The organism is Pantoea sp. UBA5923, from assembly GCF_002431095.1.
Taxonomy (GTDB): domain Bacteria; phylum Pseudomonadota; class Gammaproteobacteria; order Enterobacterales; family Enterobacteriaceae; genus Pantoea; species Pantoea piersonii.
On record NZ_DJDN01000079.1, the window covers coordinates 35,473 to 59,481 of the forward strand.

Genomic DNA, 24,009 nt, shown 5'->3' on the forward strand with positions numbered 1-24,009 from the left:
AAACAAAAAAGCACCCTTTCAGGTGCTTAAATGATTGGTTGCGGGGGCCGGATTTGAACCGACGACCTTCGGGTTATGAGCCCGACGAGCTACCAGGCTGCTCCACCCCGCGTCCGTCTTGCGCTTTGCTTCTTGCTACTTTGGCTCTTCGTTAAAAGAGTTGGTTGCGGGAGCCGGATTTGAACCGACGACCTTCGGGTTATGAGCCCGACGAGCTACCAGGCTGCTCCATCCCGCGTCCGTAGTGCGCATTGCGACTTTTCACATTGTCTCTTCATCAGAAGAGTTGGTTGCGGGAGCCGGATTTGAACCGACGACCTTCGGGTTATGAGCCCGACGAGCTACCAGGCTGCTCCATCCCGCGTCCGTGGATGCGCACTATACCTCGCGGAGCTGATGATGCAACCCCTTTTTGCCGCGAAGCGCCAAATTGACTGCTGTTTGCTGAATATTTTCTCCATCTGGCTAATTATCGCACAGCTGCGCGCGTGGAAAGAGCTAGCGGATTTCAATCTGTCAGGCGCTTTGCTATCGTCGCGTGGCGACGAACACTAATGAATAAGAGACGGCGATGAATAAAGGACACTGGGCGAAGTATGTACTTACTGGTGCAATGTTTGCGCTGCTGGCGGGTTGTAGCTCAAAACCAACCGATCGCGGGCAGCAATATAAAGATGGCAAGCTGGAACAGCCGCTGGCGCTGGTTAATCAGCCCAACGCCAAAGGCCGACCGGTAAACGGCAGAGACTTCGGCGAGCAGGTACGACAGATACAGTACGCCTCCTCGGCTCTCTATGGACGCCACACCGGCACCTACAGCGCGATTGAGAACTGGCTGATGGCCGGCGCCGATACGCGCCAGCTGCGTCAGTTCGGTCTGAACGCCTTCCAGATGGAGGGGACCGATAACTATGGCAACGTGCAGTTTACCGGCTACTACACGCCGGTTGTGCAGGCGCGCTACACGCGTCAGGGCGAATTCCAGTATCCCATCTACCGTATGCCGCCGCGCAAGCGCGGAGCGAAGCTGCCGAGCCGCGCCTCTATCTATAGCGGCGCGCTGGACGACCGCTATGTTATCGGCTGGAGCAACTCGCTAATCGATAACTTTATTATGGACGTGCAGGGCAGCGGCTATGTGGATTACGGCGACGGCCGCCCGATGACCTTTTTCGGCTACGGCGGCAAAAACGGCTGGGCCTATCACAGCATTGGCAAAGAGCTGATCGATCGCGGCGAAGTTAAGCGCGAAGATATGTCGATGCAGGCTATCCGCGACTGGGCGGCAGCGCACTCCCCGCAAGAGGTGCGCGCGCTGCTGGAGACGAACCCGTCTTTCGTCTTCTTTAAGCCGGAACCCTATACACCGGTGCGTGGCGCCAGCGCGGTGCCGCTGGTGGCGAAAGCCTCGGTAGCGTCGGACCGCTCGCTGATCCCGGCGGGAACCGCGCTGCTGGCGGAAGTGCCGCAGCTAAATGAAAAGGGCAAGTTCAACGGTAAATATGAGATGCGCCTGATGGTGGCGCTGGACGTTGGCGGCGCGATTAAGGGCCAGCATTTTGATATCTATCAGGGCATCGGGCCTGATGCGGCGCACCTGGCGGGCTTTTACAACCACTACGGCCGCGTCTGGGTGCTGAAAGCCGCGCCGGGCGCCGGACAGCCGCTGTTCAGCAACCCGCAAAACGGCGATAATGGCTCTCTGTTACTGGGTTCAAACTGATTTCTCTGCGGGCCGTGTGGCCCGCATGACGTGACAAGGTTGATTATGAGTGTGGTTAACGAGGCCTGGCGTCAGCGTTTTGGCGGCACGGCACGTCTCTATGGGCAGGAAGCGCTGACGCGTTTCGCCGCGGCGCACTTCTGCGTTATTGGTATCGGCGGCGTCGGTTCCTGGGCGGCGGAAGCGCTGGTGCGCACCGGCATCGGCAAAATTACCCTGATCGATATGGATGATGTCTGCATCACCAACACCAATCGTCAGATCCATGCGCTGAACGGCAACGTCGGCAAGGCGAAAACCGAAGTGATGGCTGAGCGCCTGCGCGCTATCAATCCCGACTGCGAAGTGATCTGCATCGACGATTTTATTACGCCGGATAACACGGCGGAACTGATGGCGGCGGGCTATGACTATGTGATCGACGCGATCGACAGCGTGCGTCCGAAAGCGGCGCTGATCGCCTGGTGCCGCCGCAATAAGATCCCACTGATCACCACCGGCGGCGCGGGCGGCCAGATCGATCCGACGCAGATTCAGGTCGCCGATCTGGCGAAGACGATTCAGGATCCGCTGGCGGCCAAACTGCGCGAGCGGCTGAAGGCGCTCGGCGTGGTGAAAAACAGCAAAGGCAAGCTGGGTATCGACTGCGTTTTCTCTACCGAAGCGCTGATGTATCCGCAGCCGGACGGCAGCGTCTGCGCCGCGCGCAGCACCGCCGAAGGGCCGAAAAGAATGGATTGCGGATCGGGATTCGGCGCCGCCACTATGGTGACCGCCACCTTCGGCTTTGTCGCCGTTTCCCATGCGCTGAAGAAATATCTGGCGCGGGCGGCGCGTCAGGCAGCGTAGGAACTCAGGGCTGCGCCGCGTGCGCGGCCTGATGTACCGCCTCTGCCAGCGCCTTCAGACCGCTGCTGCGCGAGGCGCTGAGCTGGGCGCGCAGGCCCAGTTCATCAAATAGCTGCAACGGATCTTCTGCCAGCAGCGCCTGCGGCGTTTTCCCTTCCACGGCGGTAAGCAGCACCGCAAGCAGACCACGTACAATGCGGCCTTCGCTGTCGCCGTAAAAATGCAGCGTGCCGTCGTGGCGCAGCTGGCTGCCGAGCCAGACGCGGTTTTCACAGCCGGTCAGCTCAATGTCAGCGGTTTTCAGCGCGTCCGGCAAGGCAGGCAGCTGGCGGCTGAGCTGAATAAGCTGACGATAGCGATCTTCCCACTGTTGAAAATGGGCGAACTTCTCTTTCAGGCCGTCAAGGGTGATCAGATCGCCAAACGGGTGCGGGCCAGCCAGGGTCTGACTCATACTTCCTCCTCCGACAACAGGTCGAGTGCGGTGTAGATGGCGCGAGTCAGCGCATCTACATCCTGCAAATTATTATAGGGCGCGAAAGAGACGCGCAGCGTGCCGCTCACGCCAAGCGCCGCCATCAGCGGCTGTGCGCAGTGCTGGCCGGCGCGCAGCGCAATGCCCTGTTCCGCCAGCAGCGTCACGATATCGCTGTGGTGTACGCCCTCGAAATCAAACGCCAGCACGCTTGAGCGCCCGACGCGGTAGCTGCGGAAACCGGGAAACTCGCTGAGCTGCTCTTCAGCCAGGCTGGCAAGCTGCTGGCTCCACATCTCCGCTTTCAGCCGGTCATGCTGCTCAAGCCAGCTGAGCGCGGCGCTCAGGCCCACCACGCCCGCGACGTTCGGCGTCCCCGCTTCGAAACGCCAGGGAACGGGCTGCGGCGTAAAGCCGCTGAAATCCACCTGAGTGAGCATCTTGCCGCCGCCTTGCCAGGGCGTCATCTCCTCCAGCAGTTCGGCTTTGCCATACAGCACGCCGATGCCGGTTGGGCCGTAGAGCTTATGGGCAGAAAAGGCGTAGAAATCGATCCCCAGCGCCTGTACGTCAGGCGGGCAGTGCGCCACGCCCTGCGCGCCGTCGACCATCACTTTCGCACCCACGCTGTGCGCCAGCGCGATAGCCTGCGCCAGATCCGGGCAGCCGCCCGTTACGTTGGACATCTGACCTATGGCCAGCAGCCGGGTACGCGCGTTGAGCAGCGACGGCAGCAGCGTCATATCTGGCAGGCGATCCGCGCCGATGGGCCATTTCACCACCTTCGCGCCGCGCGCCTGGGCCGCCATCAGCCAGGGCACCAGATTGGCGTGATGCTCCGCCTCGCTCACCAGGATCTCATCGCCCGCCTTCAGGCGCGGCAGCAGCCAGCTGTTGGCGACCAGGTTAATCGCTTCCGTGGTGCCGCGCGTCCAGACAATCTGATGGCTGTGCGCCGCATTCAGCAGGCGTGCCACCTGATGCCGCGCCTGCTCATAACGCTCGGTCAGCTGTTGCGCCGCGCCGTACTGGCTGCGATGCACTGTGCCGGCGCTCAGGCTGTAAAACTGTTGCGTGGTATCGATCACCACCTGAGGCTTGAGCGTAGTCGCGGCGCTGTCGAGATAAACACCTGCATCGTTCAGCGCCGGAAACTGCTGGCGGAATGCGGTGGGATTGAATGCGGTCATGCTTTGTCTCGTCTTATAAATAAACAGGACCAGAGCAAAAGCCTGGCTCTCTCCTGGCAAAGCTGTAAAAGCGCGTTATGCTGATTAATGCAAGGTTTAAACCAAAACCCGTACAATGAGCAACCTTCTTTAGTCGATTTGACTAGGGTCAGCTGACGCGGGTGGTTTGATGCAATCAATCTACAAGGAGATGGAAAATGAAAAAACTTTCAGCAGTGCTGGCTGTCTGTGCTATGGCTTTTACTCTGGCCGCGTGTTCAAGCAATTATGTCATGCATACCAATGATGGTCGCACCATTGTCTCCGCAGGTAAGCCTTCAGTAGACAACGATACCGGTATGATCAGCTATAAAGACGCTAACGGCAACAAGCAGCAGATTAACCGTTCAGATGTCAAAGAGATGGTTGAAGTGAAGTAAGCGCCCGGCGTCTGCTTCAGGCAAAAAAAAGCACCGCAATTTGCGGTGCTATTCAAAATCACTATGGACAGACAGGGTAAATCTACAGGAATTAAAAGTTTGATCTGCAATCGTCAGATCAAAATGCAAACACAACATCACGACCACAAGCCAAAAGTTTTCCGGAAGTCTGCGAACTCACTCACAAATCCTGAAATCTTTTCGTTCCGGCTCAGGAAGTGCGGCAACTATAGGTATTTGCTGGAGCTTCCTCAACGGACAATTTATAATGCCTCGGATTACTAAAACTAATATGTGAATGCTTGTTATAAGCGCACGTGTTTTGCCCCTGATCCGAGCACGGAAAACCATGTCGAAACGCCTTCCTCCTCTTAATGCACTCCGCGTGTTTGACGCCGCGGCGCGCCATCTCAGCTTTACCAAAGCCGCCGAAGAGTTGTTCGTTACCCAGGCCGCAGTAAGCCATCAGATAAAATCGCTGGAAGATTTTCTCGGGCTTAAGCTGTTTCGCCGCAGGAATCGTTCGCTGTTACTGACGGAGGAGGGCCAGAGCTACTATCTCGATATCAAAGAAATTTTCACTGCCCTTAATGATGCGACGCGCAAGTTACAGGCGCGCAGCGCGAAGGGCGCCCTGACCGTCAGCCTGCTGCCCAGCTTCGCCATTCAGTGGCTGGTGCCGCGCCTCTCCAGCTTTAATATGGCTTATCCGGGCATTGACGTGCGTATCCAGGCGGTAGACCGTGATGAAGAGAAGCTGGCCGACGATGTTGACGTAGCGATCTTCTACGGTCGCGGTAACTGGCCAGGACTGCGCGTGGAAAAACTTTATGCCGAATATTTGCTGCCGGTCTGTTCGCCCGCGTTGATGACCGGCGATAATCCGTTGAAAACGCCGATGGATCTGTCGCGTTTTACCCTGTTGCACGACGCCTCGCGGCGCGACTGGCAATCCTATATCCGCCAGTTAGGCTTGCAGCATATTAATGTCCAGCAGGGGCCGATTTTCAGCCACAGCGCCATGGTGTTGCAGGCCGCGATTCACGGCCAGGGCGTAGCGCTGGCGAATAATGTGATGGCGCAGAGCGAGATCGAAGCTGGCCGGCTGATCTGTCCGTTCAACGACGTACTGGTCAGTAAAAATGCTTTTTATCTGGTTTGTCATGACAGCCAGGCAGAACTGGGTAAAATAGCCGCCTTTCGGCAGTGGATCATCGCGAAAGCCGCCAGCGAACAAGAAAAATTCCGCTTTCGCTACGATCATTAACTTATTGATTTCTGTACAGTGAGGTACAGATGCACCTTGAGGATAGTCAGATGTCCAGTCGTGCCATGTTTATTTTTGCCGCCATCAGCGGGTTTTTGCTGGTGGCCTTTGGCGCTTTTGGTGCCCACGTATTAAGTCGTTCGCTCGGGCCAGCCGAAATGGCCTGGATCCATACTGGGCTGGAGTATCAGGCGTATCACACGCTGGCAGTAATCGGCCTGGGAGCAGCGATGCTGCGCCGCGCCAATCTCTGGTTTTACTGGAGCAGCGCCTTTCTTGCCCTTGGCATCGTGCTGTTTAGCGGCAGCCTTTACTCTCTGGCGCTGTCGCATCTCAAGTTTTGGGTTTTTGTTACGCCGGTCGGCGGGTTTTGTTTCCTGATCGGCTGGTTTCTGATGTTGATTGGCGCGCTGCGTCTTAAACGAAAGGCAGATCGCCATGAATAAAGTTTTACTCTATTGCCGTCCCGGTTTTGAAAAAGAGTGTGCGGCGGAAATCGCCGCCAGAGCCGCCGAGCGTGAAATCTATGGTTTCCCGCGGGTTAAAGAGAACAGCGGCTACGTACTGTTCGAATGTTATCAGCACGAAGAGGCCGATCGCCTGGTGCGCGATCTCCCTTTCGATACGCTGATTTTTGCCCGTCAGATGCTGGTGGTCGGCGAGCTGCTGAAAGATCTGCCGCCGGACGATCGCATTGCGCCGATTGTCGGCATGTTGACCGGCGTGGTCGAGAAGGGCGGCGAGCTGCGCGTTGAGGTGCCGGACACCAACGAAGCGAAAGAACTGACGAAGTTTTGCCGCAAGTTTACCGTGCCGCTGCGTGCCAGCCTGCGCGAAGCGGGTATCCTGCTCAACTACGAAAGCCCGAAGCGCCCGGTGGTGCATGTCTTCTTTATTGCACCCGGCGCCTGCTACGTTGGCTACTCGTTTGTCGGCAACAACTCGCCGTTCTATATGGGCATTCCACGCCTGAAGTTCCCGGCCGATGCGCCGAGTCGCTCAACGCTGAAGCTGGAAGAGGCGTTCCACGTTTTTATCCCTGCCGACGAGTGGGATGAACGCCTGGCGGGCGGTATGCACGCGGTCGATCTCGGCGCCTGCCCCGGCGGCTGGACCTATCAGCTGGTGAAGCGCAGCATGTGGGTTTACGCAGTCGATAACGGCCCGATGGCGCCGAGCCTGATGGATACCGGACAGGTGACGCACTGCCGCGAAGACGGCTTTAAGTTTCGCCCGACGCGTAATAACAACGACTGGCTGGTGTGCGACATGGTAGAGAAGCCGGTGCGCGTCGCCAACCTGATGACCGAATGGCTGGTCAACGGCTGGTGCCGCGAGGCGATCTTCAACCTCAAGCTGCCGATGAAAAAGCGCTACGAAGAGGTGACGCAGAACCTGGCGATGATCGACGAGGCGCTGAAGGCGCAGGGCATTAACGCCCAGATCCGCGCCCGCCAGCTTTATCACGACCGCGAAGAGGTCACGGTGCATATTCGCCGCATCTGGGGCGCGATCCCTGGCCGCCGCGACGAGCGTTAAGCGTCAGGCCGGGCGCTGCGCCGCCTGGCCTTCATAACGCAGCGTTTTCAGATTGCCCTGCAACACCAGATCCTGCTTCAGCACCGCAACCTGTCGGCTGATTAAGGCCGACTCGCGGCCAGCCGCCAGCTTCGCGCGCCATTTCTCCGGTACGTTATCAAGCTGCGCATAGATATCATCCAGCGACCCAAACGTCTGCAACAGCGTTTTTGCGCTTTTCGGGCCGATACCCGCTACGCCGGGAATTTTGCTGCTGCTGATGCCGCATAGCCCCCAGTAATCGGGCAGACGCTGCGGCGCAACGCCGAACTCGTTTTCAATAAAGGGCAGATCCAGCCAGCGCTTCTGAAAGTAGTCGCGGATGCGAATCTGCGGCGCGAGCAGCTGGCAATAGCCTTTATCGGTGGAGACGATGGTGGCCTGATGGCCCGCCTGCGCCATTTTTACCGCCAGCGTGGCCGCCAGATCGTCCGCTTCGTCTTCCTCGGCGATCCAGCAGCTGACGCCCGCGCGGCGAAACGCCTCCTGCAGCGCGGGCAGTTCAGCCTGCAGATCTTCCGGCATCGGTGGTCTACCGCTTTTATAATCCGGCAACAGCTGATGACGCCAGCCCTGATGGCGCTGTTCGCTGTCGAATACCGCTACGACGTGAGTCGGCTGCGTATGCCCCAGAAGCTGGCGCAGCGCCGCGAGGCAACCCTCGACGCAGGGCGATCCCTGTACTGCGTGCAGACGACGTATCAGGTTGAGCGCGTCTACGATAAGAAGGTGAAATGACATAAGCTAAACGGCAGCCCGTATGAGCTGCCTTCCTTGCGTTTTATTTAATGATCTCATAGCAGGGGATATAGGCGGTGCCCGGCAGCTTCATGCGGTGCTGGGCGACAAAGCCCTGCAGCAGCTCATCCATGCGGCGCATAATGTCCGGCTCGCCATGCAGCTTATACGGCCCTTTTTCCCGGATTTCGCGTATGCCGATCTCTTTCACGTTCCCGGCGACGATGCCGGAGAAGGCGCGTCGCAGGTCAGCCGCCAGCTGCTCCGCCGGCTGGTTGGTATAGAGATTGAGATTGGCCATATTTTCATGCGTCGGCAGAAACGGCTTTTGCAGATCGGGCGAGATGCGGATCGACCAGTTGAAGCTGTAGGCGTCGCCGGTTTCCCGACGATACTCTTTCACCTGCGGCATCGCTTTTTTCATCAGGCGCGCCACTTCGGCGGCATCATCGATGACGATCTTGTAGTGTTTGCGCGCCTCTTCGCCCAGGGTATTGACGATAAAGTCGTCGAGCACGTGGAAGTAGTCAGCGCTCTCCTGCGGCCCGGTGAGGATAAGCGGCAGCACCTGCTCATGGTTCTGCGGATTCATCATAATGCCCAGCAGATAGAGCAGCTCCTCCGCTGTGCCCACGCCGCCCGGGAAGATAATGATACCGTGTGCAATGCGCACAAAGGCTTCCAGGCGTTTTTCGATATCCGGCATGATGATGAGTTCATTCACCAGCGGGTTAGGCGGCTCGGCGGCGATAATTGACGGCTCGGTCAGCCCGATAAAACGGCTGTCGCGGTAGCGCTGCTGCGCATGGCCTACCGCTGCGCCTTTCATCGGCGCTTCCATTACGCCTGGCCCGCAGCCGGTGCAGATATTCAGCTCGCGCAGACCCAGCTGGGTGCCGACGTTGCGGCAGTATTGATACTCCACCGCGTTGATCGAGTGACCGCCCCAGCAGACAACGGTATTGGGATACTCGCCGACGTGCAGCGCGCGCGCGTTGCGCAGTATAGAGAAAACCTGGTTAGTGATATGCGCCGAATCTTCCGGTGCCGCCTCCTGCATCCCGGCAATCGACAGCTGGCCGTTAACGAAAAGGATATCGCGCAGTACGGCAAACAGGTTGGCCTGCAGCGAGCGGATAATGCGTCCGTCAACAAACGCCTCTTCCGGCGGATTGATCAGTTCCAGCTTTACGCCGCGCTCGCGGCGCAGCACGTTAATATCGAAGTTTTCAAAGCGGGAAAGCAGTTCGTGGCTGCTGTCGGTCTGGCTGCCAGAATTCAGCACGGCGAGCGAGCAGTTACGAAACAGCTGGTAAAGATCGCTGCTCGCTGTGCGCTTGAGCATGTCCACTTCCAGCTGAGACAGCAGATCCATCGAGCCAAGAGGGCTGATATGCGTAATCAAATGAACTCCGTTACACCCGCCTGGGTGACTAATGACACCGCTGTTGCGGTGGCGAAAATTCCTGGCCGGCGATCCTCCGATCGCCGCCTTCACCAGAGTGCCTTGTCGACCGTGAATGCTCAAGGGGAACGCAACGCCTGACGCGCAGGCTGCGAGAGGACTCGCAAAGCTACTGCCGCACCAGACGAGAATATCCCGGCGTGAAGAGCACGTTGCTGCGCCAGGGGTTAATATCCAGACCGCCGCGGCGCGTGTAGCGCGCATAGACCGTAAGCTGCTGCGGCTGACAAAAACGCAGCACGTCGTTGAAAATGCGCTCCACGCACTGCTCGTGAAACTCATTGTGCTGGCGGAAAGAGATAAGGTAGCGCAGCAGCGCTTCGCGGTCGATGCGCGGGCCTTTGTAGCGGATCATCACCGAACCCCAGTCGGGCTGGTTGGTGATCAGACAGTTGGATTTCAGCAGATGGCTGACCAGCGTCTCTTCCACCACTTCGCTGCCTGCCGCATCGGCGAGGTAGTCAGCGTTGAAGCTGTAGTCCGCGATCTCAATATCCTGCTCGTCAATGCAGTAACCGCTAAACTGACCGATGGGCTGGCCCTCTACTTCGCTCAGGCGAAACAGCGCGACGCTGACGTCGCCCTGCGCGCAGGCGCTGAGATCGCGCTCCAGCGTCTGGCGTACTTCGCCCCAGTCGGCGAAGCGCGTCTGGTTAAAGCTGTTAAGGTAGAGCTTAAAGCTCTTCGACTCGATAAGATGTTCGCTGGTGGCGTTCAGCACCACTTCGCCCAGCGCGACCTGCGGCACCCCCTTGCTGTTGAGCCAGGAGAGTTCGTAAAGCGTCCAGATATCCGCGCCCGTAAAGGGCAGCGAATCGGGCATCAGCCCCAGCGGCGTGCGGTTCAGGCTGCGCGGCACCGCCTGCAGCAGGCTGGGATCGTATTGATCGTGATAGGCTGTGGGTTTGCCCAGGGTCAGGTTGCTCAGCGCCTGATCCTTTTCATATAAAGACATAGCGGTTACCCGTCATTCCAAACAAAGTGGATAAGTGTAACCCATCAGACGTGAGAAAAAGAGTCATGCAACAGACTGTGGATGCCCTGCGCGAATTTACCGCCCGCTATTGCGATGCCTGGCAGCAGCGCACCGGCCACGCGCCCGCCAGCCAGGCGCTTTATGGCGTGCCGTCCCCCTGTATTATCGCGACCCAGGCTGACGAAGTATGGTGGCAGCCGCAGCCCTTTACCTTGCCCGCCACGCTGGAAGCGGTAGAACGCGCGCTGGATATCACCCTTCAGCAGGATATTGCCGCCTTTTATACCGCGCAGTTTGCTGGCGATATGGCGGCGCGTTTCGGACAGCGGGAGCTTTCGCTGTTACAGGTCTGGAGCGAAGAGGATTTTTTGCGCCTGCAGGAGAACCTGATAGGACATCTGGTCATGAAGCGTCGCCTGAAACAGGCACCGACGCTGTTTATCGCCGCGACCGAATCGGAGCAGGAGATCATTTCGCTTTGCAATCTGTCCGGCGAAGTCATCCTCGAACAGCCTGGTACGAAAAAGCGAGAGGTTTTATCGGAAAATATCCAGAATTTTCTTAAATCTTTACAGGTGGTTATCCCCTGATTTGCAGACAATCGCTAGCAGGTTTGTGAGATATCTCTTACATGACTTGTGAGAGATTGGCATTTCTCATGAAAGACATCCAGAAGTCTGCAATGTAAAGATATTGTGAATCATTAACTTAATGGCGTTACTCCTAAAACTGGTCTATAAACATATAAAGTAACGCTGTTTAGTACCTTGTTTATTCAGCGGCCTCTGCCAGAATAGTCAGCAGTTGGCAGGAAGCCAGAGGATTGAAGATAGCGTCAGGATACGTCATGCCAGGAGGCGGGACCGTAACGGAGCTTACGTCACATGGAAGGCTTCAGGATGAAGCAGGAAACTCAGGAGAGAGTCAGGGACACCTCCAGGAAGGAGAATGTGAGCCGCATATGATGCGCGGCGGGCCTGGAAGCCAAAGGAATTATCAGGACGATAAGCGCAGGATGGCGCACAGGAAAAGTTGTCAAGGAAGAGCAGGGAGCATCAGCGTGGCGGGAAAGCTGCAAACGAACCGGGAGCACTGTTTTAACAGTGCTCCCTTTTTTTGCGCGCGCGTCTGGCGGTGGTATGCTTGCCGCCCCATTTATCGCTCGCTGGAGGTGGCGCATGACCCCTTTACTGTTACAACGGCTGGAGCAGCTCGAAACGCTGATGCGCGATCATCATCACTGGCAGGAGACGCCCCCGTCCGCCAGTGCGCTCGCCAGCAACCAGCCTTTCTGTCTTGATACGCTGGAGCCGCTCGAGTGGCTCCAGTGGGTATTGATCCCGCGTATGCGGGCGCTTATCGCCGCGCAGCAGCCGCTGCCGCAAAACTTTGCTATCGCGCCCTATTTTGAAATCGCGCTGACCTCCGCTACGCCAGGCCACGCGCCAATCCTGCACAGCCTGACGCAGCTCGACGCGCTGTTTATGGACGATCCCGCCTGATGCTGGAAATTATCTATCAGGATCAATGGCTGGTGGCGGTTAACAAGCCTGCCGGCTGGCTGGTGCATCGCAGCTGGCTGGATCGCAAAGAAAAAGTCGTGGTGATGCAGACCGTACGCGATCAGATTGGTCAGCACGTCTTTACCGCGCATCGCCTTGACCGCCCAACCTCTGGCGTGCTGCTGATGGGCCTCTCCAGCGAGGTGGGACGTTTGCTGGCGCAGCAGTTCGAGCAGCATCAGATGAAGAAAACCTATCACGCGGTCACGCGCGGCTGGCTGCAGGAGAGCGGCACGCTCGACTATCCGCTGGTGGAAGAGCTAGACAAAATCGCCGATAAGTTCGCGACGGAAGCGCGTACGGCGCAGCCGGCGGTGACCGATTATCAGGCGCTGGCCTGGGCAGAGATGCCGGTGCCGATTGGCCGCTATACCAGCGCGCGCTACAGCCTGATGCAGCTCTCTCCGCGCACTGGCCGCAAGCATCAGCTGCGTCGTCATATGGCGCATCTGCGCCATCCGATCATCGGCGACACCACCCACGGCGATCTGCGGCAAAACCGCGGCGCGGCACAGCATTTCGGCGCCAGTCGCCTGATGCTGCACGCCAGCAGCCTGGCGCTGACGCACCCGATAACCGGCGAGCCGCTGGTGATCCGCGCCGGGCTGGATGCGGTATGGCGGCAGATGGCGTTGCAATTCGGCTGGCAGGAGGCGCTCACCGCCGCAGGGCTTGAGTTTGCCGACGCGACAGGCGAGGATAGCACCTCAGTTTAAGGAGCAGGCACATGGCGAAGATTGGCATTTTTGTAGGCACAGTATATGGCAACGCGCTGCTGGTAGCGGAAGAGGCGCAGCCGATTTTACAGGCCCAGGGGCACGACGTTGCGGTGTATGACGATCCGACGTTAGCGCAGTGGCAAAATTACAGCAGCGAAGTGGCGCTGGTGATCACCTCGACCACCGGGCAGGGCAATTTTCCAGATAATATCGCCGCTCTTTATCAGGATGTGAAAGATAAGCTGGGCTATCAGCCTGAGCTGCGTTACGGCGTTATCGCGCTGGGCGACAGCAGCTACGATCACTTCTGCAACGCGGGCAAAACCTTCGACGCGCTCCTGCAGGAGCAGAGCGCGAAGCGCATCGGCGAGGTACTGCTGGTGGATGCGACCGAAGACCCCGAGCCAGAGTCAGTCACCTCTCCCTGGGTTGAAGCCTGGGGAAAACAGCTCTGAGTTAACGGCGTCCTGTGCCGGAACCGGTACAGGACGCGCGCTTATCAGGTTACCGGTGCCGGATTGAACACCGCCAGCTGGTTGCGAATGCCCCAGCGATCCGACCAGGTTTGCTGGCGACCGCTGGCGATCTCCAGAATCAGCCGGAAGAGCCGCCAGCCGACCTGCTCAATCGTCTCTTCGCCCGTGGCGATAGTGCCCGCGTTAATATCCATCAGATCGTGCCAGCGATCGGCCAGCGCGTTGCGCGTCGCCATCTTGATAACCGGAATCGCCGCCAGTCCGTAAGGCGTGCCGCGTCCGGTGGTAAACACCTGCAGCGTAATGCCCGACGCCATCTGCTGCGTGCCGCAGACGAAATCGCTGGCGGGCGTGGCGGCGTAGATCAGCCCGCGCCGCGTCGGGCGCTGCCCCGGCGACAGCACTTCGACAATCGCGCTGCGGCCCGATTTGGCGATAGAGCCGAGCGCTTTTTCCACCACGTTAGCCAGTCCGCCTTTTTTATTGCCGGGCGAGGGATTGGCGCTACGGTCGGTTTTGCCCTGATCGAGATAGTCGTCATACCATGCCATCTCCTCCAGCAGCCGCCTGCCTACCTCTTCATTGATTACGCGCGGCGTCAGCAGGTGAATCGCATCGCGCACTTCGGTCACTTCAGAGAACATCACCGTCGCGCCGCAGCGCACCAGCAGATCGGAGGCGAAGCCCACGGCGGGGTTGGCGGTCACGCCGGAAAAGGCGTCGCTGCCGCCGCACTGCATGCCGACGATCAGCTCTGAAGCGGGGCAGGTTTCGCGCTGGCGCTGGTTAAGGCGTTCAAGATGCCTTTTCGCCACGCTGAGGATCTCTTCCACCATCGCGCCGAAGCCGATATGACGTTCATCCTGTAAGCGCACAATATCGTTCTCATCCAGCGAGATCGCCTGCACGTCGTCGGTGCCGGTCAGCAGCCGCTCTGGCTGTAATTTTTCGCAGCCGAGGCTGACCACCATGATTTCGCCGCCGAAGTTAGCGTTCAGCGCCAGGTTATGAATGGTGCGAATCGGCACCACCGCCGCCGGCGCGTTAATCGCCACGCCGCAGCCGTAAAGATGGTTCAGCGCCACTACGCCATCGACGTTAGGGTAGTTCGGTAACAGTTCGCGCTCGATAATCTGCACCACATAGTCCACTACGCCCGCCACGCAGTGCACGCTGGTGGTAATGCCGAGCAGGTTGCGCGTGCCGACGCTGCCGTCCGCGTTGCGATAGCCTTCGAAGGTGTAGCCTTCCAGCGGCGGCAGGTCGGGAGGAACGTTAGTCGCGAGCGGCAGGCTGGCGAGCGGTGGCGCTTCGGGCAGCGCCACCAGCGACTCGTCAATCCAGCTGCCCGGCGCAATATCGCGCAGCGCATAGCCGATCACTTCGCCATAGCGACGGATAGGCGCGCCCCGCGGAATCGACGCGAGCGCGACTTTATGCCCTTGCGGGACATGTTCCGTCAGCGTCAGCCCGTCGGGAAAGGTCGTGCCAGCCGGCAGCCCCTGGTTATTGACCACGATCGCAACATTGTCATCCTCATGGACTTTGATATGGAGCGGCGGCTCATTCAGCATTCGGTTCATCACTCACCTTCCAGTCATGCGCGAGTTAATTAATAGCCTGTTGACGCGAACAACACAGCCCGCGTTCAGGCTTTATCACTGGCGTGGCGCGCCGTACATGGCGGCGCGTTATCGTTCATCATTACGCACATCAAATTTGCCAGCTTTAGTATATGAAGCAGCTTTCTCTGCCGCATTGTGCAACTGACCGGCATTTCATTGCGTTTCCGTCTCTTTTTGGTTCGCTTTCCCAAACGCAAGTGAAGAGTCTCACAAAGGTGCCTGCCTTCGCTTAAAAAATAGCCATTTTCAGGCGCAAAAAACGCTTTCCGTGAAGCGCGCCGCAGTTGATTGGGCAACTGCCAGACAATGCGTGCTAAACAGCCTTAATTGTCAGGCGTTCTTCCAGTGTCACCGCCTTTCGCCATTCCTATACTGGCTTTCGTTAGACAACGTTAGGTTATTCGTCACGACGCACTATCGGTTTGCCCCTATAAAAAAATCGCCGTGTTTAACCCGACTTCTCTCTGATACCCAACGCGATGTGTATGCAGTCAGAGCGAATGTAGCGAACGCTATATTTCAGGAGTGCATCATGAATAGTTACAGCCAGACGGCGGAAGCAGTGCAGAAGCGCACTAATGCCCGCTACTGGATCGTGGTGATGTTATTTATCGTCACTTCGTTCAACTACGGCGACCGCGCCACCATTTCGATCGCCGGTTCCGCCATGTCAAAAGATATCGGTCTGGACTCTGTCGGACTGGGCTACATCTTCTCGGCGTTTTCATGGGCCTATGTGATCGGCCAGATCCCTGGTGGCTGGCTGCTGGACCGCTTCGGCTCAAAACGCGTCTATTTCTGGAGCATCTTTACCTGGTCGCTCTTTACCCTGCTGCAAGGCTTCGTCGGTATTTTCAGCGGCTTCGGCATTATTGTTTCGCTGTTCCTGCTGCGCTTTATGGTCGGCCTGGCCGAAGCCCCTTCTTTCCCTGGCAACAGCCGTATCGTCGCGGCCTGGTTCCCGGCGCAGGAGCGCGGCACCGCGGTAGCAATTTTCAACTCCGCGCAGTATTTCGCCACGGTCATCTTTGCGCCGATCATGGGCTGGCTGGTCGCTCAGGTGGGCTGGGCGCATGTGTTCTGGTTTATGGGCGGCCTCGGCATCATTCTCAGCTTTATCTGGCTGAAAGTGATCCACGATCCCAATGACCATCCCGGCGTGAATAAAGCCGAGCTGGAGTATATGGAGCAGGGCGGCGCGCTGATCAATATGGATGCAAAAAAGAGCGAGCATAAGGTCAGCTGGTCTGAGAAGTGGTACCAGATCAAGCAGCTGCTCAGCTCGCGCATGATGGTAGGCATCTACCTCGGACAGTACTGCATCAATGCGCTGACCTACTTTTTTATTACCTGGTTCCCGGTCTATCTGGTGCAGGCGCGCGGCATGTCGATTCTGAAAGCCGGGATGATCGCCTCGATTCCAGCGGTGTGCGGCTTCCTCGGCGGCGTGCTCGGCGGCGTTATCTCCGATTACCTGATGCGTAAAACCGGCTCGCTCAACATTGCGCGCAAAACCCCTATCGTGCTCGGCATGCTGCTCTCTATCAGCATGGTGATGTGTAACTACAGTGATACGGAGTGGGTGGTGGTGTTCTTTATGGCGCTCGCCTTCTTCGGCAAAGGCATCGGCGCGCTGGGCTGGGCGGTTATGGCGGATACTGCGCCGAAAGAGATCAGCGGCCTGAGCGGCGGCCTGTTCAATATGTTTGGCAACTTATCCGGCATCGTGACGCCTATCGCTATCGGCTACATCATCGCCACCAGCGGCTCGTTTGAAGGCGCGCTGGTTTATGTGGGTATCCATGCGTTTATCGCCGCGTTCAGCTTCCTGGTGATTGCGGGCGATATCAAACGTATCGAACTGAAACACCGGACATAAGGAGGGAGTATGTCTACGCAAAGCTCGCCGGTTATCACCAGAATGCAGGTGATCCCGGTCGCCGGATACGACAGCATGTTGCTGAATATCGGCGGCGCGCATAACGCCTGCTTTACCCGCAATATTGTGGTGCTGACCGACAGCGCAGGCCACACCGGCGTCGGCGAAGCACCGGGCGGCGACACCATTTATCAGACGCTGGCGGAGGCGATACCGCAGGTAGAGGGCCAGCAGGTGGCGCGTATGAACCGGCTGGTGCAGCAGGTGCACAAAGGCAACCAGTCAGCCGACTTCGATACCTTCGGCAAGGGTGCCTGGACCTTTGAGCTGCGCGTCAACGCCGTCGCGGCGCTGGAGGCGGCGCTGCTCGATCTGCTCGGCCAGTGCCTCGGCGTGCCGGTGGCGGAACTGCTCGGCCCCGGCCAGCAGCGAGATGAGGTTACGGTACTGGGCTATCTCTTCTATATCGGCGACCGGCGCAAAACCGATCTGCCATATCAGAGCGGCGAAAACGGCGACTGCGACTGGTATCGCCTGCGCCATCAGGAGGCGCTGACGCCCGAAGCGGTGGTGCGTCTGGCCGAGGCGGCGCAGGAGAAATATGGCTTTAAGGATTTCAAACTCAAAGGCGGCGTGCTGCCGGGCGAACAGGAAATCGAGTCCGCCGCGGCGCTGAAGCGGCGCTTTCCAGACGCGCGCATTACGGTCGATCCCAACGGCGCATGGGGGCTGGACGAGGCGATTCGCCTCTGCAAAGGCATGGGCGACGTGCTGACCTATGCGGAAGATCCGTGCGGCGCGGAGCAGGGCTATTCGGGTCGCGAAGTGATGGCGGAGTTCCGCCGCGCCACCGGGCTGCCGGTCGCCACCAATATGATCGCCACCAACTGGCGCGAGATGAACCATGCGGTAATGCTGAACGCGGTCGATATTCCGCTGGCCGATCCACACTTCTGGACGCTGAGCGGCGCGGTGCGTGTAGCGCAGCTCTGCGACGAGTGGGGACTTACCTGGGGCTGCCACTCTAATAACCACTTCGATATCTCGCTGGCGATGTTTACCCACGTTGGCGCGGCCGCGCCGGGTAACCCGACCGCTCTCGATACGCACTGGATCTGGCAGGAGGGCGACCAGCGCCTGACAAAGCAGCCGTTGCAGATCCGCAACGGCAAAATCGCTGTGCCCGATGCGCCTGGTCTCGGTATTGAGCTGGACTGGGAGCGGCTGCGTCAGGCCAATGAACTGTATAAGTCACTGCCAGCGGGCGCGCGTAACGACGCCACCGCCATGCAGTATCTGATTCCCGGTTGGACGTTCGACCGCAAGCGCCCGGCATTCGGCCGCGCCACAGTGTAAGGAGCAGGAGATGAGTTCGACACCGAAAGTCACAGCGATGCAGGTTATTCCGGTAGCCGGATATGACAGCATGTTGCTCAATCTGAGCGGCGCGCACGCGCCTTTTTTCACCCGTAATATCGTGATTATCAAGGATAACGCGGGCCACACCGGCGTAGGCGAAATTCCCGGCGGCGAGAAAATCCGCCAGACGCTGGAAGATGCGGCGTCGCTGGTGATCGGCAAAACGGTCGGCGAGTACAAGAACGTACTCAGCCTGGTGCGCAGCACCTTCGCCGACCGCGATTCAGCGGGACGCGGCAGCCAGACCTTTGACCTGCGCACCACTATCCATGTGGTCACCGGCATCGAGGCGGCACTGCTTGACCTGCTGGGGCAGCACCTGCAGGTCAACGTCGCGACGCTGCTGGGCGACGGCCAGCAGCGCGACCGCGTTGAGATGCTCGGCTATCTGTTCTACGTCGGCGATCGTAAAAAGACGGCGCTGCCCTATCAGAGCCAGGAAGATGAAGCCTGCGACTGGTACCGCCTGCGCCATGAAGAGGCGCTGACGCCGGAAGCGATCGTGCGTCTGGCCGAAGCGGCCTATGACAAATATGGCTTTAACGACTTTAAACTTAAGGGCGGCGTGCTGCGCGGCGGCGAAGAGGCAGAGGCGGTCACGGCGCTGGCGAAGCGCTTCCCGGAGGCGCGCATTACGCTCGATCCCAACGGCGCCTGGTCGCTCAACGAGGCGATCCTGCTCGGCAAACAGCTGAAAGGCGTGCTGGCCTATGCGGAAGATCCGTGTGGCGCAGAGCAGGGTTATTCCGGCCGCGAAGTGATGGCGGAATTCCGCCGCGCCACCGGCCTGCCGACCGCCACCAATATGATCGCCACCGACTGGCGCCAGATGGGCCACACGCTGTCGCTGCAGTCGGTCGATATTCCGCTGGCCGATCCGCACTTCTGGACCATGCAGGGCTCAGTGCGCGTGGCGCAGATGTGTCACGACTTTGGCCTGACCTGGGGCTCGCACTCCAATAACCATTTCGACGTCTCGCTGGCGATGTTCACGCACGTCGCCGCCGCCGCGCCAGGCGCTATTACCGCCATCGATACCCACTGGATCTGGCAGGAGGGCAACCAGCGCCTGACCAAAGAGCCGCTGCAGATCAAAGGCGGCATGGTGCAGGTGCCGCAGAAACCGGGGCTGGGGGTCGAGCTGGATATGGATCAGGTGATGCAGGCCAATGCGCTCTATCAAAAACACGGGCTTGGCGCGCGCGACGATGCGCAGGCGATGCAGTTCCTCGTGCCGAACTGGACCTTCGACAATAAACGTCCATGTCTGGTGCGCTAACTTTTCTGCTCCCTGCGGGGAGCAGTTGTCACGGGAGAAAAGATGATGAGTAACAGAGCCTGGCCGAACACCTTTCGCCGCCGCCTGCAGGCAGGAGAGACCCTGATCGGCAGCTGGTGCGCGCTGGCGAACCCTATTACCACCGAAGTGCTTGGCCTGGCCGGTTTCGACTGGCTGGTGCTGGACGGCGAACATGCGCCCAACGACATTACCACCTTTGTGCCGCAGCTGATGGCGCTTAAGGGCAGCGTCAGCGCGCCGGTGGTGCGCCCGCCCTGCAACGAGCCGGTGATCATCAAGCGCCTGCTGGATATCGGCTTCTATAACTTTCTGATCCCCTTTGTGGAAACCGAGGAAGAGGCGCTGCGCGCCGTGGCATCGACCCGCTATCCGCCCGCCGGCATTCGCGGCGTATCGGTATCGCACCGCAGCAACATGTACGGCACGCTGCCGGACTACAACGCCACGGTGAACGAGAACATCACGCTGCTGGTGCAGATTGAAACCCAGCAGGCGGTCGACAATATCGACGCCATCGCGGCGGTAGAAGGCGTCGACGGCATCTTTGTCGGACCAGGCGATCTCTCTGCCGCGCTCGGCTATCTCGGCCAGCCTGCCCATCCCGAAGTGCTGAAGGTCATCAGGCATGTGTTTGAACGCGCCAAAGCGGCGGGCAAGCCGAGCGGTATCCTGGCGCCGGTGGAAGCGGACGCGCGCCGCTATCTGGAGTGGGGCGCCAGCTTTGTTGCCGTAGGCAGTGATTTAGGAGTCTTCCGCAACGCCACTCAGGCGCTGTGCAACAAATTTAAGCAGTAACTGACGAAGAGGAAAGGCAATGAAAATTGGATTTATCGGCCTCGGCATCATGGGCAAACCGATGAGTAAAAACTTGGTGAAAGCGGGTTATTCCCTGGTGGTGCGCGATCACAACGCCAGCAACGAAGCGGAATTAACCGAACTGGGTGCCACCGTGGCGAAATCGCCGAAAGAGGTGGCCGAGCAGGTTGACGTGGTGATCACCATGGTGCCGAACTCGCCGCAGGTGAAAGAGGTGTGCCTGGGTGAAAACGGCATTATCGACGGCGCTAAGCCGGGCCTGATCGTCATTGATATGAGTTCTATCGCGCCGCTCGCCAGCCGCGAAGTGCATGACGCGCTGGCGAAGAAGGGCATCAAAATGCTCGACGCGCCGGTCAGCGGCGGCGAGCCGAAAGCGATCGAAGGCACGCTTTCCGTGATGGTGGGCGGCGATAAAGCGGTCTTCGACAGCTGCTACGACATCATGAAGGCGATGGCGGGCTCAGTGGTTCACACCGGCGATATCGGCGCAGGCAACGTCACTAAACTGGCGAATCAGGTTATCGTGGCGCTCAATATCGCGGCGATGTCAGAAGCGCTCTCGCTGGCGACCAAAGCGGGCGTGAATCCTGAGCTGGTCTATCAGGCGATCCGCGGCGGTCTGGCGGGCAGTACCGTACTCGACGCCAAGGCGCCGATGGTGCTGGATCGCAACTTCAAGCCGGGTTTTCGTATTGACCTGCATATCAAGGATCTGGCGAACGCGCTGGATACCTCACACGGCATCGGCGCACATCTTCCGCTCACCGCCGCAGTAATGGAAATGATGCAGGCGCTGCGCAATGACGGGCAGGGCAACGCCGACCACAGCGCGCTTGCCTGCTATTATGAAAAATTAGCGAAAGTTGAGATTACCCGTTAACGCGTTGCGGCGGCCCGGCGCGGCCGCCGCAACGCGCCATCACGGATGATGAATCGTCTATCAACAGCGCCTGGATTGCCTATGAAAATCGTAATCGCACCGGATTCATACAAAGAGAGTTTATCCGCCTCAGGCGTGGCAGCCGCGATTGAAGCGGGCTTCCGCGACATCTTTCCTGACGCCACCTACGTAAAAATACCGGTTGCCGACGGCGGTGAGGGCACGGTTGAGGCGATGGTAGCGGCGACAGCGGGGAGTATCGTTAACCTGCGCGTAACCGGGCCGCTTGGCGCGCCGGTCGACGCTTTCTACGGCCTTTCCGGCGACGCGCGCACCGCCTTTATCGAAATGGCGGCCGCCAGCGGGCTGGAACTGGTGCCTGCCGCGCAGCGCGATCCCTTAACCACCACCTCGTTCGGGACGGGAGAGCTTATCCGGAGCGCGCTGGACAAGGGCGTCGGGCATATCATTATCGGCATCGGCGGCAGCGCCACTAACGACGGCGGCGCAGGCATGATGCAGGCGCTGGGCGCGAAGCTGCTGGATGCGCAGGGAGAAGAGATCGGCTTCGGCGGCGGCGCGCTGCCGGCGCTGGCCAAGATTGATATCGACGGGCTGGACGCGCGCGTGCGGCAGTGCCGTTTCGAAGTGGCGTGCGACGTCACCAACCCCTTGACCGGCCGCGACGGCGCCTCGGCCATATTCGGCCCGCAAAAAGGCGCGACGCCGGAGCTGGTCGAGCAGCTGGATCGCGCGCTGGCGCACTATGCTGCGATTATTCAGCGCGATCTCGATATCGACGTGCTGCATATTCCCGGCGGCGGCGCAGCGGGCGGCATGGGCGCGGCGCTGCACGCTTTCTGCCAGGCGGATTTGCGGCGCGGCATCGAGATCGTCACCGAGGCGCTGGGGCTGGCGGAACAGGTGAAAGACGCATCGCTGGTGATTACCGGCGAAGGACGCATCGACAGCCAGAGCATCAACGGCAAGGTGCCGATTGGCGTGGCACAGGTGGCGAAAGAGTTTAATAAGCCGGTTATTGGCATTGCCGGCAGCCTGACGGCGGATGTCGGCGTCGTGCACCAGCATGGCCTGGATGCGGTATTCAGCGTGCTTTACAGCATCTGTACGCTGGAGGAGGCGCTGGCGAACGCAGAAACTAACCTGCGGCTGGCGGCCCGCAATATTGCGGCGACGCTGAAGATGGGCGGCGAGCTGAAATAAAACAGGCGGGTGTTTAAATGCGTGCGGACGCGGATAAAACGGCCCGCTCGCAAACAGGCAAAACAGAATTTCCCGGCGGCACCTCATCCCTGAGGCGCCGCCGTCACCGGGCCTGGCTGCGCGTGGTACCAAAACGCTCCCGCCGTTTTTTCGCTGTCGCTTTGCTTCCCGACTCTCTTATCCGCTTCTCTGTTCCGGCGCGGTCTGTAAGGCGCGGCTTACTTCTTATACTTCGCTTCCAGCGTCGCGAACCAGGGCGCGATAAAGTCGGTATTGCCGCCCCAGCCGGGGACGATGTTGTTCAAGGCCGCCACGTTAATCGCGCCTGGCTGGCTGTTCAGCTGCTGCTGAGAGATGGAAGCTCCCTTGAAATCGTAAGTGGCGGGCGTGGTTTCACCGGCGATCTTATTCGCCACCAGACGCATATTCACCGCGCCGATGATTTTCGGATCGACCGCCACGGTCTGCACCCAGGGGCTGTTTTTCTCACGCATCAGCTGCAAATCCTGGTTGGAGACGTCAATGCTGTAGAGCTTGATCTCAGTGCGGCCATTCTCCTGCAGGGCTTTATAAGCGCCCTGGCTGAAGGCGTCCCACGCGCCCCAGATCGCATCAATCTTGCCTTTCGGATATTTCGCCAGAATCGCGCCGATCTTGTTGGCGGTATCGCCCTGCACATCAGAGGAGACGGCGCCAATCGACTCCAGCTGATGAATGCCCGGATTCTCTTTCAGCAGCTTCTCATACACCACCTGACGGCGCTCCATCGGCGGAAAGCCCGCGACCCACAGCTTGAGAATATTGGCTTTGCCGTGAAAATCCTGGATCAGCTGGCCGAGAGAGGCCTGCGCCAGCGAGGCGTCATCCTGCGCGGTCACGGTAACGCCCGGTACAGGCGTATCGACCGGGGTATCGAATACCGAGACTTTAATGCCTGCGTCGGCAATGCGCTTCACCAGTCCGCTGGCATAGGGCGCTTTGCCATGGGAGAGAATAATGCCGTCATACTTCTGACTGATCGCCTGGTTGACGAAATCCTGAAAGCGCGCGTCGTCGCCGTTGCTGAGAAAGGTGCTGACCTTAAAGCCCAGCTTGCGGCCTTCCTGAATAGCGCCTGCGACAAACTGCGTGGTGTTGTCGTCGGAGCCCAGATTGCGGATCACCGCGATGCGTACCGGCCCGTTATGGCTGGCAATGGGCGCGGGCACCGGCGCGACGGTATCGGCGAAGGCGCTGGCGGAGAGCAGGCTGAGGGTCAGCAGAGAAATCGAGATTTTTTTCATTGTTTTTTCCAGGTTAATCAGCGTTAGCGGCGCTGAACGTAGGTCATCGCCAGTGCCAGAGCCAGCACCAGTCCTTTAATAATGTCCATGGCGTAATAGGGAACGGAGAGCATCACCAGCCCGTTTTGCAGCACGACGAGCAG

Annotated in this window: 23 protein-coding genes, 3 tRNA genes and 1 pseudogene; 16 read left to right on the top strand and 11 right to left on the bottom strand. The window is 59.1% G+C overall.

Annotation, left to right across the window (positions count from 1 at the left end; genetic code table 11):
- Positions 1 to 35: 35 nt before the first annotated feature.
- The 3 genes from B3797_RS18740 to B3797_RS18750 form a co-directional block, all read right to left on the bottom strand.
- Positions 36 to 112, bottom strand: a tRNA-Met gene (locus B3797_RS18740).
- Between the two features lie 49 nt (positions 113 to 161).
- A tRNA-Met gene (locus B3797_RS18745) sits at positions 162 to 238 on the bottom strand.
- 49 nt (positions 239 to 287) lie between these two features.
- Positions 288 to 364 (bottom strand) — tRNA-Met (locus tag B3797_RS18750).
- A gap of 207 nt (positions 365 to 571) precedes the next feature.
- On the opposite strand from B3797_RS18750, the gene mltA reads away from it, so the two are divergent.
- Both mltA and tcdA read left to right on the top strand, forming a co-directional pair.
- Positions 572 to 1,723, top strand: coding sequence for a murein transglycosylase A (mltA, locus tag B3797_RS18755; protein ID WP_120451169.1), 1,152 nt, complete (start codon positions 572 to 574; stop codon positions 1,721 to 1,723).
- Between the two features lie 45 nt (positions 1,724 to 1,768).
- Positions 1,769 to 2,572, top strand: coding sequence for a tRNA cyclic N6-threonylcarbamoyladenosine(37) synthase TcdA (tcdA, locus tag B3797_RS18760; protein ID WP_311791873.1), 804 nt, complete (start codon positions 1,769 to 1,771; stop codon positions 2,570 to 2,572).
- Positions 2,573 to 2,576: 4 nt separating this feature from the next.
- Here the strand turns inward: tcdA and csdE are convergent, their stop codons facing one another.
- Positions 2,577 to 3,026 (bottom strand): cysteine desulfurase sulfur acceptor subunit CsdE, encoded by a 450-nt coding sequence (gene csdE, locus B3797_RS18765; RefSeq protein WP_120451171.1) that lies wholly within the window; start codon positions 3,024 to 3,026, stop codon positions 2,577 to 2,579.
- Positions 3,023 to 4,237, bottom strand: a complete 1,215-nt coding sequence (csdA, locus tag B3797_RS18770; RefSeq protein ID WP_311782182.1) for a cysteine desulfurase CsdA — start codon at positions 4,235 to 4,237, stop codon at positions 3,023 to 3,025. The genes csdE and csdA overlap by 4 nt, the downstream gene beginning before the upstream one ends.
- Before the next feature lie 197 nt (positions 4,238 to 4,434).
- On the opposite strand from csdA, the gene B3797_RS18775 reads away from it, so the two are divergent.
- The 4 genes from B3797_RS18775 (at position 4,435) to rlmM (ending at position 7,462) form a co-directional block, all read left to right on the top strand.
- Entirely contained in the window at positions 4,435 to 4,656 is a 222-nt protein-coding gene (locus B3797_RS18775) for a YgdI/YgdR family lipoprotein (RefSeq protein WP_311782181.1), read from the top strand.
- A gap of 349 nt (positions 4,657 to 5,005) precedes the next feature.
- On the top strand, positions 5,006 to 5,923 hold the full coding sequence (locus B3797_RS18780) for a transcriptional regulator GcvA (RefSeq protein ID WP_033752825.1): 918 nt from the start codon (positions 5,006 to 5,008) through the stop codon (positions 5,921 to 5,923).
- Between the two features lie 50 nt (positions 5,924 to 5,973).
- The gene (locus B3797_RS18785) at positions 5,974 to 6,369 is read left to right on the top strand and encodes a DUF423 domain-containing protein (RefSeq protein WP_120451175.1); all 396 of its coding nucleotides are present in this window, start codon (positions 5,974 to 5,976) and stop codon (positions 6,367 to 6,369) included.
- Entirely contained in the window at positions 6,362 to 7,462 is a 1,101-nt protein-coding gene (rlmM, locus tag B3797_RS18790; RefSeq protein WP_120451176.1) for a 23S rRNA (cytidine(2498)-2'-O)-methyltransferase RlmM, read from the top strand. The genes B3797_RS18785 and rlmM overlap by 8 nt, the downstream gene beginning before the upstream one ends.
- 3 nt (positions 7,463 to 7,465) lie before the next feature.
- Here the strand turns inward: rlmM and xni are convergent, their stop codons facing one another.
- From xni to queF, 3 genes are all read right to left on the bottom strand, one after another.
- Positions 7,466 to 8,242, bottom strand: a complete 777-nt coding sequence (xni, locus tag B3797_RS18795; protein ID WP_311782180.1) for a flap endonuclease Xni — start codon at positions 8,240 to 8,242, stop codon at positions 7,466 to 7,468.
- A gap of 40 nt (positions 8,243 to 8,282) precedes the next feature.
- Complete coding sequence (gene ppnN / locus B3797_RS18800; protein ID WP_311782179.1) at positions 8,283 to 9,644, bottom strand: nucleotide 5'-monophosphate nucleosidase PpnN; 1,362 nt, start codon at positions 9,642 to 9,644, stop codon at positions 8,283 to 8,285.
- 169 nt (positions 9,645 to 9,813) lie between these two features.
- Complete coding sequence (queF, locus tag B3797_RS18805) at positions 9,814 to 10,659, bottom strand: NADPH-dependent 7-cyano-7-deazaguanine reductase QueF (protein ID WP_311791874.1); 846 nt, start codon at positions 10,657 to 10,659, stop codon at positions 9,814 to 9,816.
- Between the two features lie 65 nt (positions 10,660 to 10,724).
- On the opposite strand from queF, the gene syd reads away from it, so the two are divergent.
- The 4 genes from syd (at position 10,725) to B3797_RS18825 (ending at position 13,416) form a co-directional block, all read left to right on the top strand.
- Complete coding sequence (gene syd / locus B3797_RS18810) at positions 10,725 to 11,270, top strand: SecY-interacting protein (protein WP_311791875.1); 546 nt, start codon at positions 10,725 to 10,727, stop codon at positions 11,268 to 11,270.
- A gap of 588 nt (positions 11,271 to 11,858) precedes the next feature.
- Positions 11,859 to 12,182, top strand: a complete 324-nt coding sequence (locus B3797_RS18815) for a YqcC family protein (protein ID WP_311782176.1) — start codon at positions 11,859 to 11,861, stop codon at positions 12,180 to 12,182.
- Positions 12,182 to 12,958, top strand: a complete 777-nt coding sequence (gene truC / locus B3797_RS18820; protein WP_311791876.1) for a tRNA pseudouridine(65) synthase TruC — start codon at positions 12,182 to 12,184, stop codon at positions 12,956 to 12,958. Before B3797_RS18815 ends, truC begins: the two co-directional genes overlap by 1 nt.
- A gap of 11 nt (positions 12,959 to 12,969) precedes the next feature.
- Positions 12,970 to 13,416 carry a flavodoxin gene (locus B3797_RS18825; protein WP_311791877.1) on the top strand — a complete coding sequence of 149 codons (447 nt, stop codon included), beginning with the start codon at positions 12,970 to 12,972 and terminating at the stop codon, positions 13,414 to 13,416.
- A gap of 44 nt (positions 13,417 to 13,460) precedes the next feature.
- On the opposite strand, the gene garD is transcribed toward B3797_RS18825, so the two are convergent.
- Positions 13,461 to 15,020, bottom strand: coding sequence for a galactarate dehydratase (gene garD / locus B3797_RS18830; protein ID WP_311782265.1), 1,560 nt, complete (start codon positions 15,018 to 15,020; stop codon positions 13,461 to 13,463).
- Positions 15,021 to 15,594: 574 nt separating this feature from the next.
- Between garD and B3797_RS18835 the strand changes: the two genes are divergently transcribed.
- From B3797_RS18835 to B3797_RS18860, 6 genes are all read left to right on the top strand, one after another.
- Positions 15,595 to 16,941, top strand: coding sequence for an MFS transporter (locus tag B3797_RS18835; RefSeq protein ID WP_311782173.1), 1,347 nt, complete (start codon positions 15,595 to 15,597; stop codon positions 16,939 to 16,941).
- A gap of 9 nt (positions 16,942 to 16,950) precedes the next feature.
- Entirely contained in the window at positions 16,951 to 18,297 is a 1,347-nt protein-coding gene (locus B3797_RS18840) for an enolase C-terminal domain-like protein (protein ID WP_311791878.1), read from the top strand.
- A gap of 10 nt (positions 18,298 to 18,307) precedes the next feature.
- Positions 18,308 to 19,639 (top strand): glucarate dehydratase, encoded by a 1,332-nt coding sequence (gene gudD, locus B3797_RS18845; protein ID WP_311782171.1) that lies wholly within the window; start codon positions 18,308 to 18,310, stop codon positions 19,637 to 19,639.
- A 45-nt stretch (positions 19,640 to 19,684) separates the two neighbouring features.
- On the top strand, positions 19,685 to 20,455 hold the full coding sequence (gene garL, locus B3797_RS18850) for a 2-dehydro-3-deoxyglucarate aldolase (protein WP_311791880.1): 771 nt from the start codon (positions 19,685 to 19,687) through the stop codon (positions 20,453 to 20,455).
- Between the two features lie 19 nt (positions 20,456 to 20,474).
- Positions 20,475 to 21,359, top strand: a complete 885-nt coding sequence (gene garR, locus B3797_RS18855) for a 2-hydroxy-3-oxopropionate reductase (protein WP_120451188.1) — start codon at positions 20,475 to 20,477, stop codon at positions 21,357 to 21,359.
- Between the two features lie 81 nt (positions 21,360 to 21,440).
- On the top strand, positions 21,441 to 22,583 hold the full coding sequence (locus tag B3797_RS18860) for a glycerate kinase (RefSeq protein ID WP_311782170.1): 1,143 nt from the start codon (positions 21,441 to 21,443) through the stop codon (positions 22,581 to 22,583).
- Positions 22,584 to 22,801: 218 nt separating this feature from the next.
- Here the strand turns inward: B3797_RS18860 and B3797_RS18865 are convergent, their stop codons facing one another.
- Positions 22,802 to 23,866 carry a sugar ABC transporter substrate-binding protein gene (locus B3797_RS18865; protein ID WP_311791879.1) on the bottom strand — a complete coding sequence of 355 codons (1,065 nt, stop codon included), beginning with the start codon at positions 23,864 to 23,866 and terminating at the stop codon, positions 22,802 to 22,804.
- A gap of 23 nt (positions 23,867 to 23,889) precedes the next feature.
- A pseudogene (locus B3797_RS18870) lies at positions 23,890 to 24,009 on the bottom strand (ABC transporter permease); the annotation flags it as partial.

Coding starts and splice junctions, on each gene's coding strand:
- truC (WP_311791876.1), top strand. CDS start 12,182: ATGCTGGAAATTATCTATCAGGATCAATGGCTGGTGGCGGTTAACAAG.
- B3797_RS18835 (WP_311782173.1), top strand. CDS start 15,595: ATGAATAGTTACAGCCAGACGGCGGAAGCAGTGCAGAAGCGCACTAAT.
- B3797_RS18865 (WP_311791879.1), bottom strand. CDS start 23,866: ATGAAAAAAATCTCGATTTCTCTGCTGACCCTCAGCCTGCTCTCCGCC.
- B3797_RS18840 (WP_311791878.1), top strand. CDS start 16,951: ATGTCTACGCAAAGCTCGCCGGTTATCACCAGAATGCAGGTGATCCCG.
- garD (WP_311782265.1), bottom strand. CDS start 15,020: ATGAACCGAATGCTGAATGAGCCGCCGCTCCATATCAAAGTCCATGAG.
- syd (WP_311791875.1), top strand. CDS start 10,725: ATGCAACAGACTGTGGATGCCCTGCGCGAATTTACCGCCCGCTATTGC.
- gudD (WP_311782171.1), top strand. CDS start 18,308: ATGAGTTCGACACCGAAAGTCACAGCGATGCAGGTTATTCCGGTAGCC.
- B3797_RS18825 (WP_311791877.1), top strand. CDS start 12,970: ATGGCGAAGATTGGCATTTTTGTAGGCACAGTATATGGCAACGCGCTG.
- tcdA (WP_311791873.1), top strand. CDS start 1,769: ATGAGTGTGGTTAACGAGGCCTGGCGTCAGCGTTTTGGCGGCACGGCA.
- garR (WP_120451188.1), top strand. CDS start 20,475: ATGAAAATTGGATTTATCGGCCTCGGCATCATGGGCAAACCGATGAGT.
- queF (WP_311791874.1), bottom strand. CDS start 10,659: ATGTCTTTATATGAAAAGGATCAGGCGCTGAGCAACCTGACCCTGGGC.
- garL (WP_311791880.1), top strand. CDS start 19,685: ATGAGTAACAGAGCCTGGCCGAACACCTTTCGCCGCCGCCTGCAGGCA.
- csdA (WP_311782182.1), bottom strand. CDS start 4,237: ATGACCGCATTCAATCCCACCGCATTCCGCCAGCAGTTTCCGGCGCTG.
- B3797_RS18775 (WP_311782181.1), top strand. CDS start 4,435: ATGAAAAAACTTTCAGCAGTGCTGGCTGTCTGTGCTATGGCTTTTACT.
- mltA (WP_120451169.1), top strand. CDS start 572: ATGAATAAAGGACACTGGGCGAAGTATGTACTTACTGGTGCAATGTTT.
- B3797_RS18785 (WP_120451175.1), top strand. CDS start 5,974: ATGTCCAGTCGTGCCATGTTTATTTTTGCCGCCATCAGCGGGTTTTTG.
- B3797_RS18860 (WP_311782170.1), top strand. CDS start 21,441: ATGAAAATCGTAATCGCACCGGATTCATACAAAGAGAGTTTATCCGCC.
- rlmM (WP_120451176.1), top strand. CDS start 6,362: ATGAATAAAGTTTTACTCTATTGCCGTCCCGGTTTTGAAAAAGAGTGT.
- B3797_RS18815 (WP_311782176.1), top strand. CDS start 11,859: ATGACCCCTTTACTGTTACAACGGCTGGAGCAGCTCGAAACGCTGATG.
- B3797_RS18780 (WP_033752825.1), top strand. CDS start 5,006: ATGTCGAAACGCCTTCCTCCTCTTAATGCACTCCGCGTGTTTGACGCC.
- csdE (WP_120451171.1), bottom strand. CDS start 3,026: ATGAGTCAGACCCTGGCTGGCCCGCACCCGTTTGGCGATCTGATCACC.
- xni (WP_311782180.1), bottom strand. CDS start 8,242: ATGTCATTTCACCTTCTTATCGTAGACGCGCTCAACCTGATACGTCGT.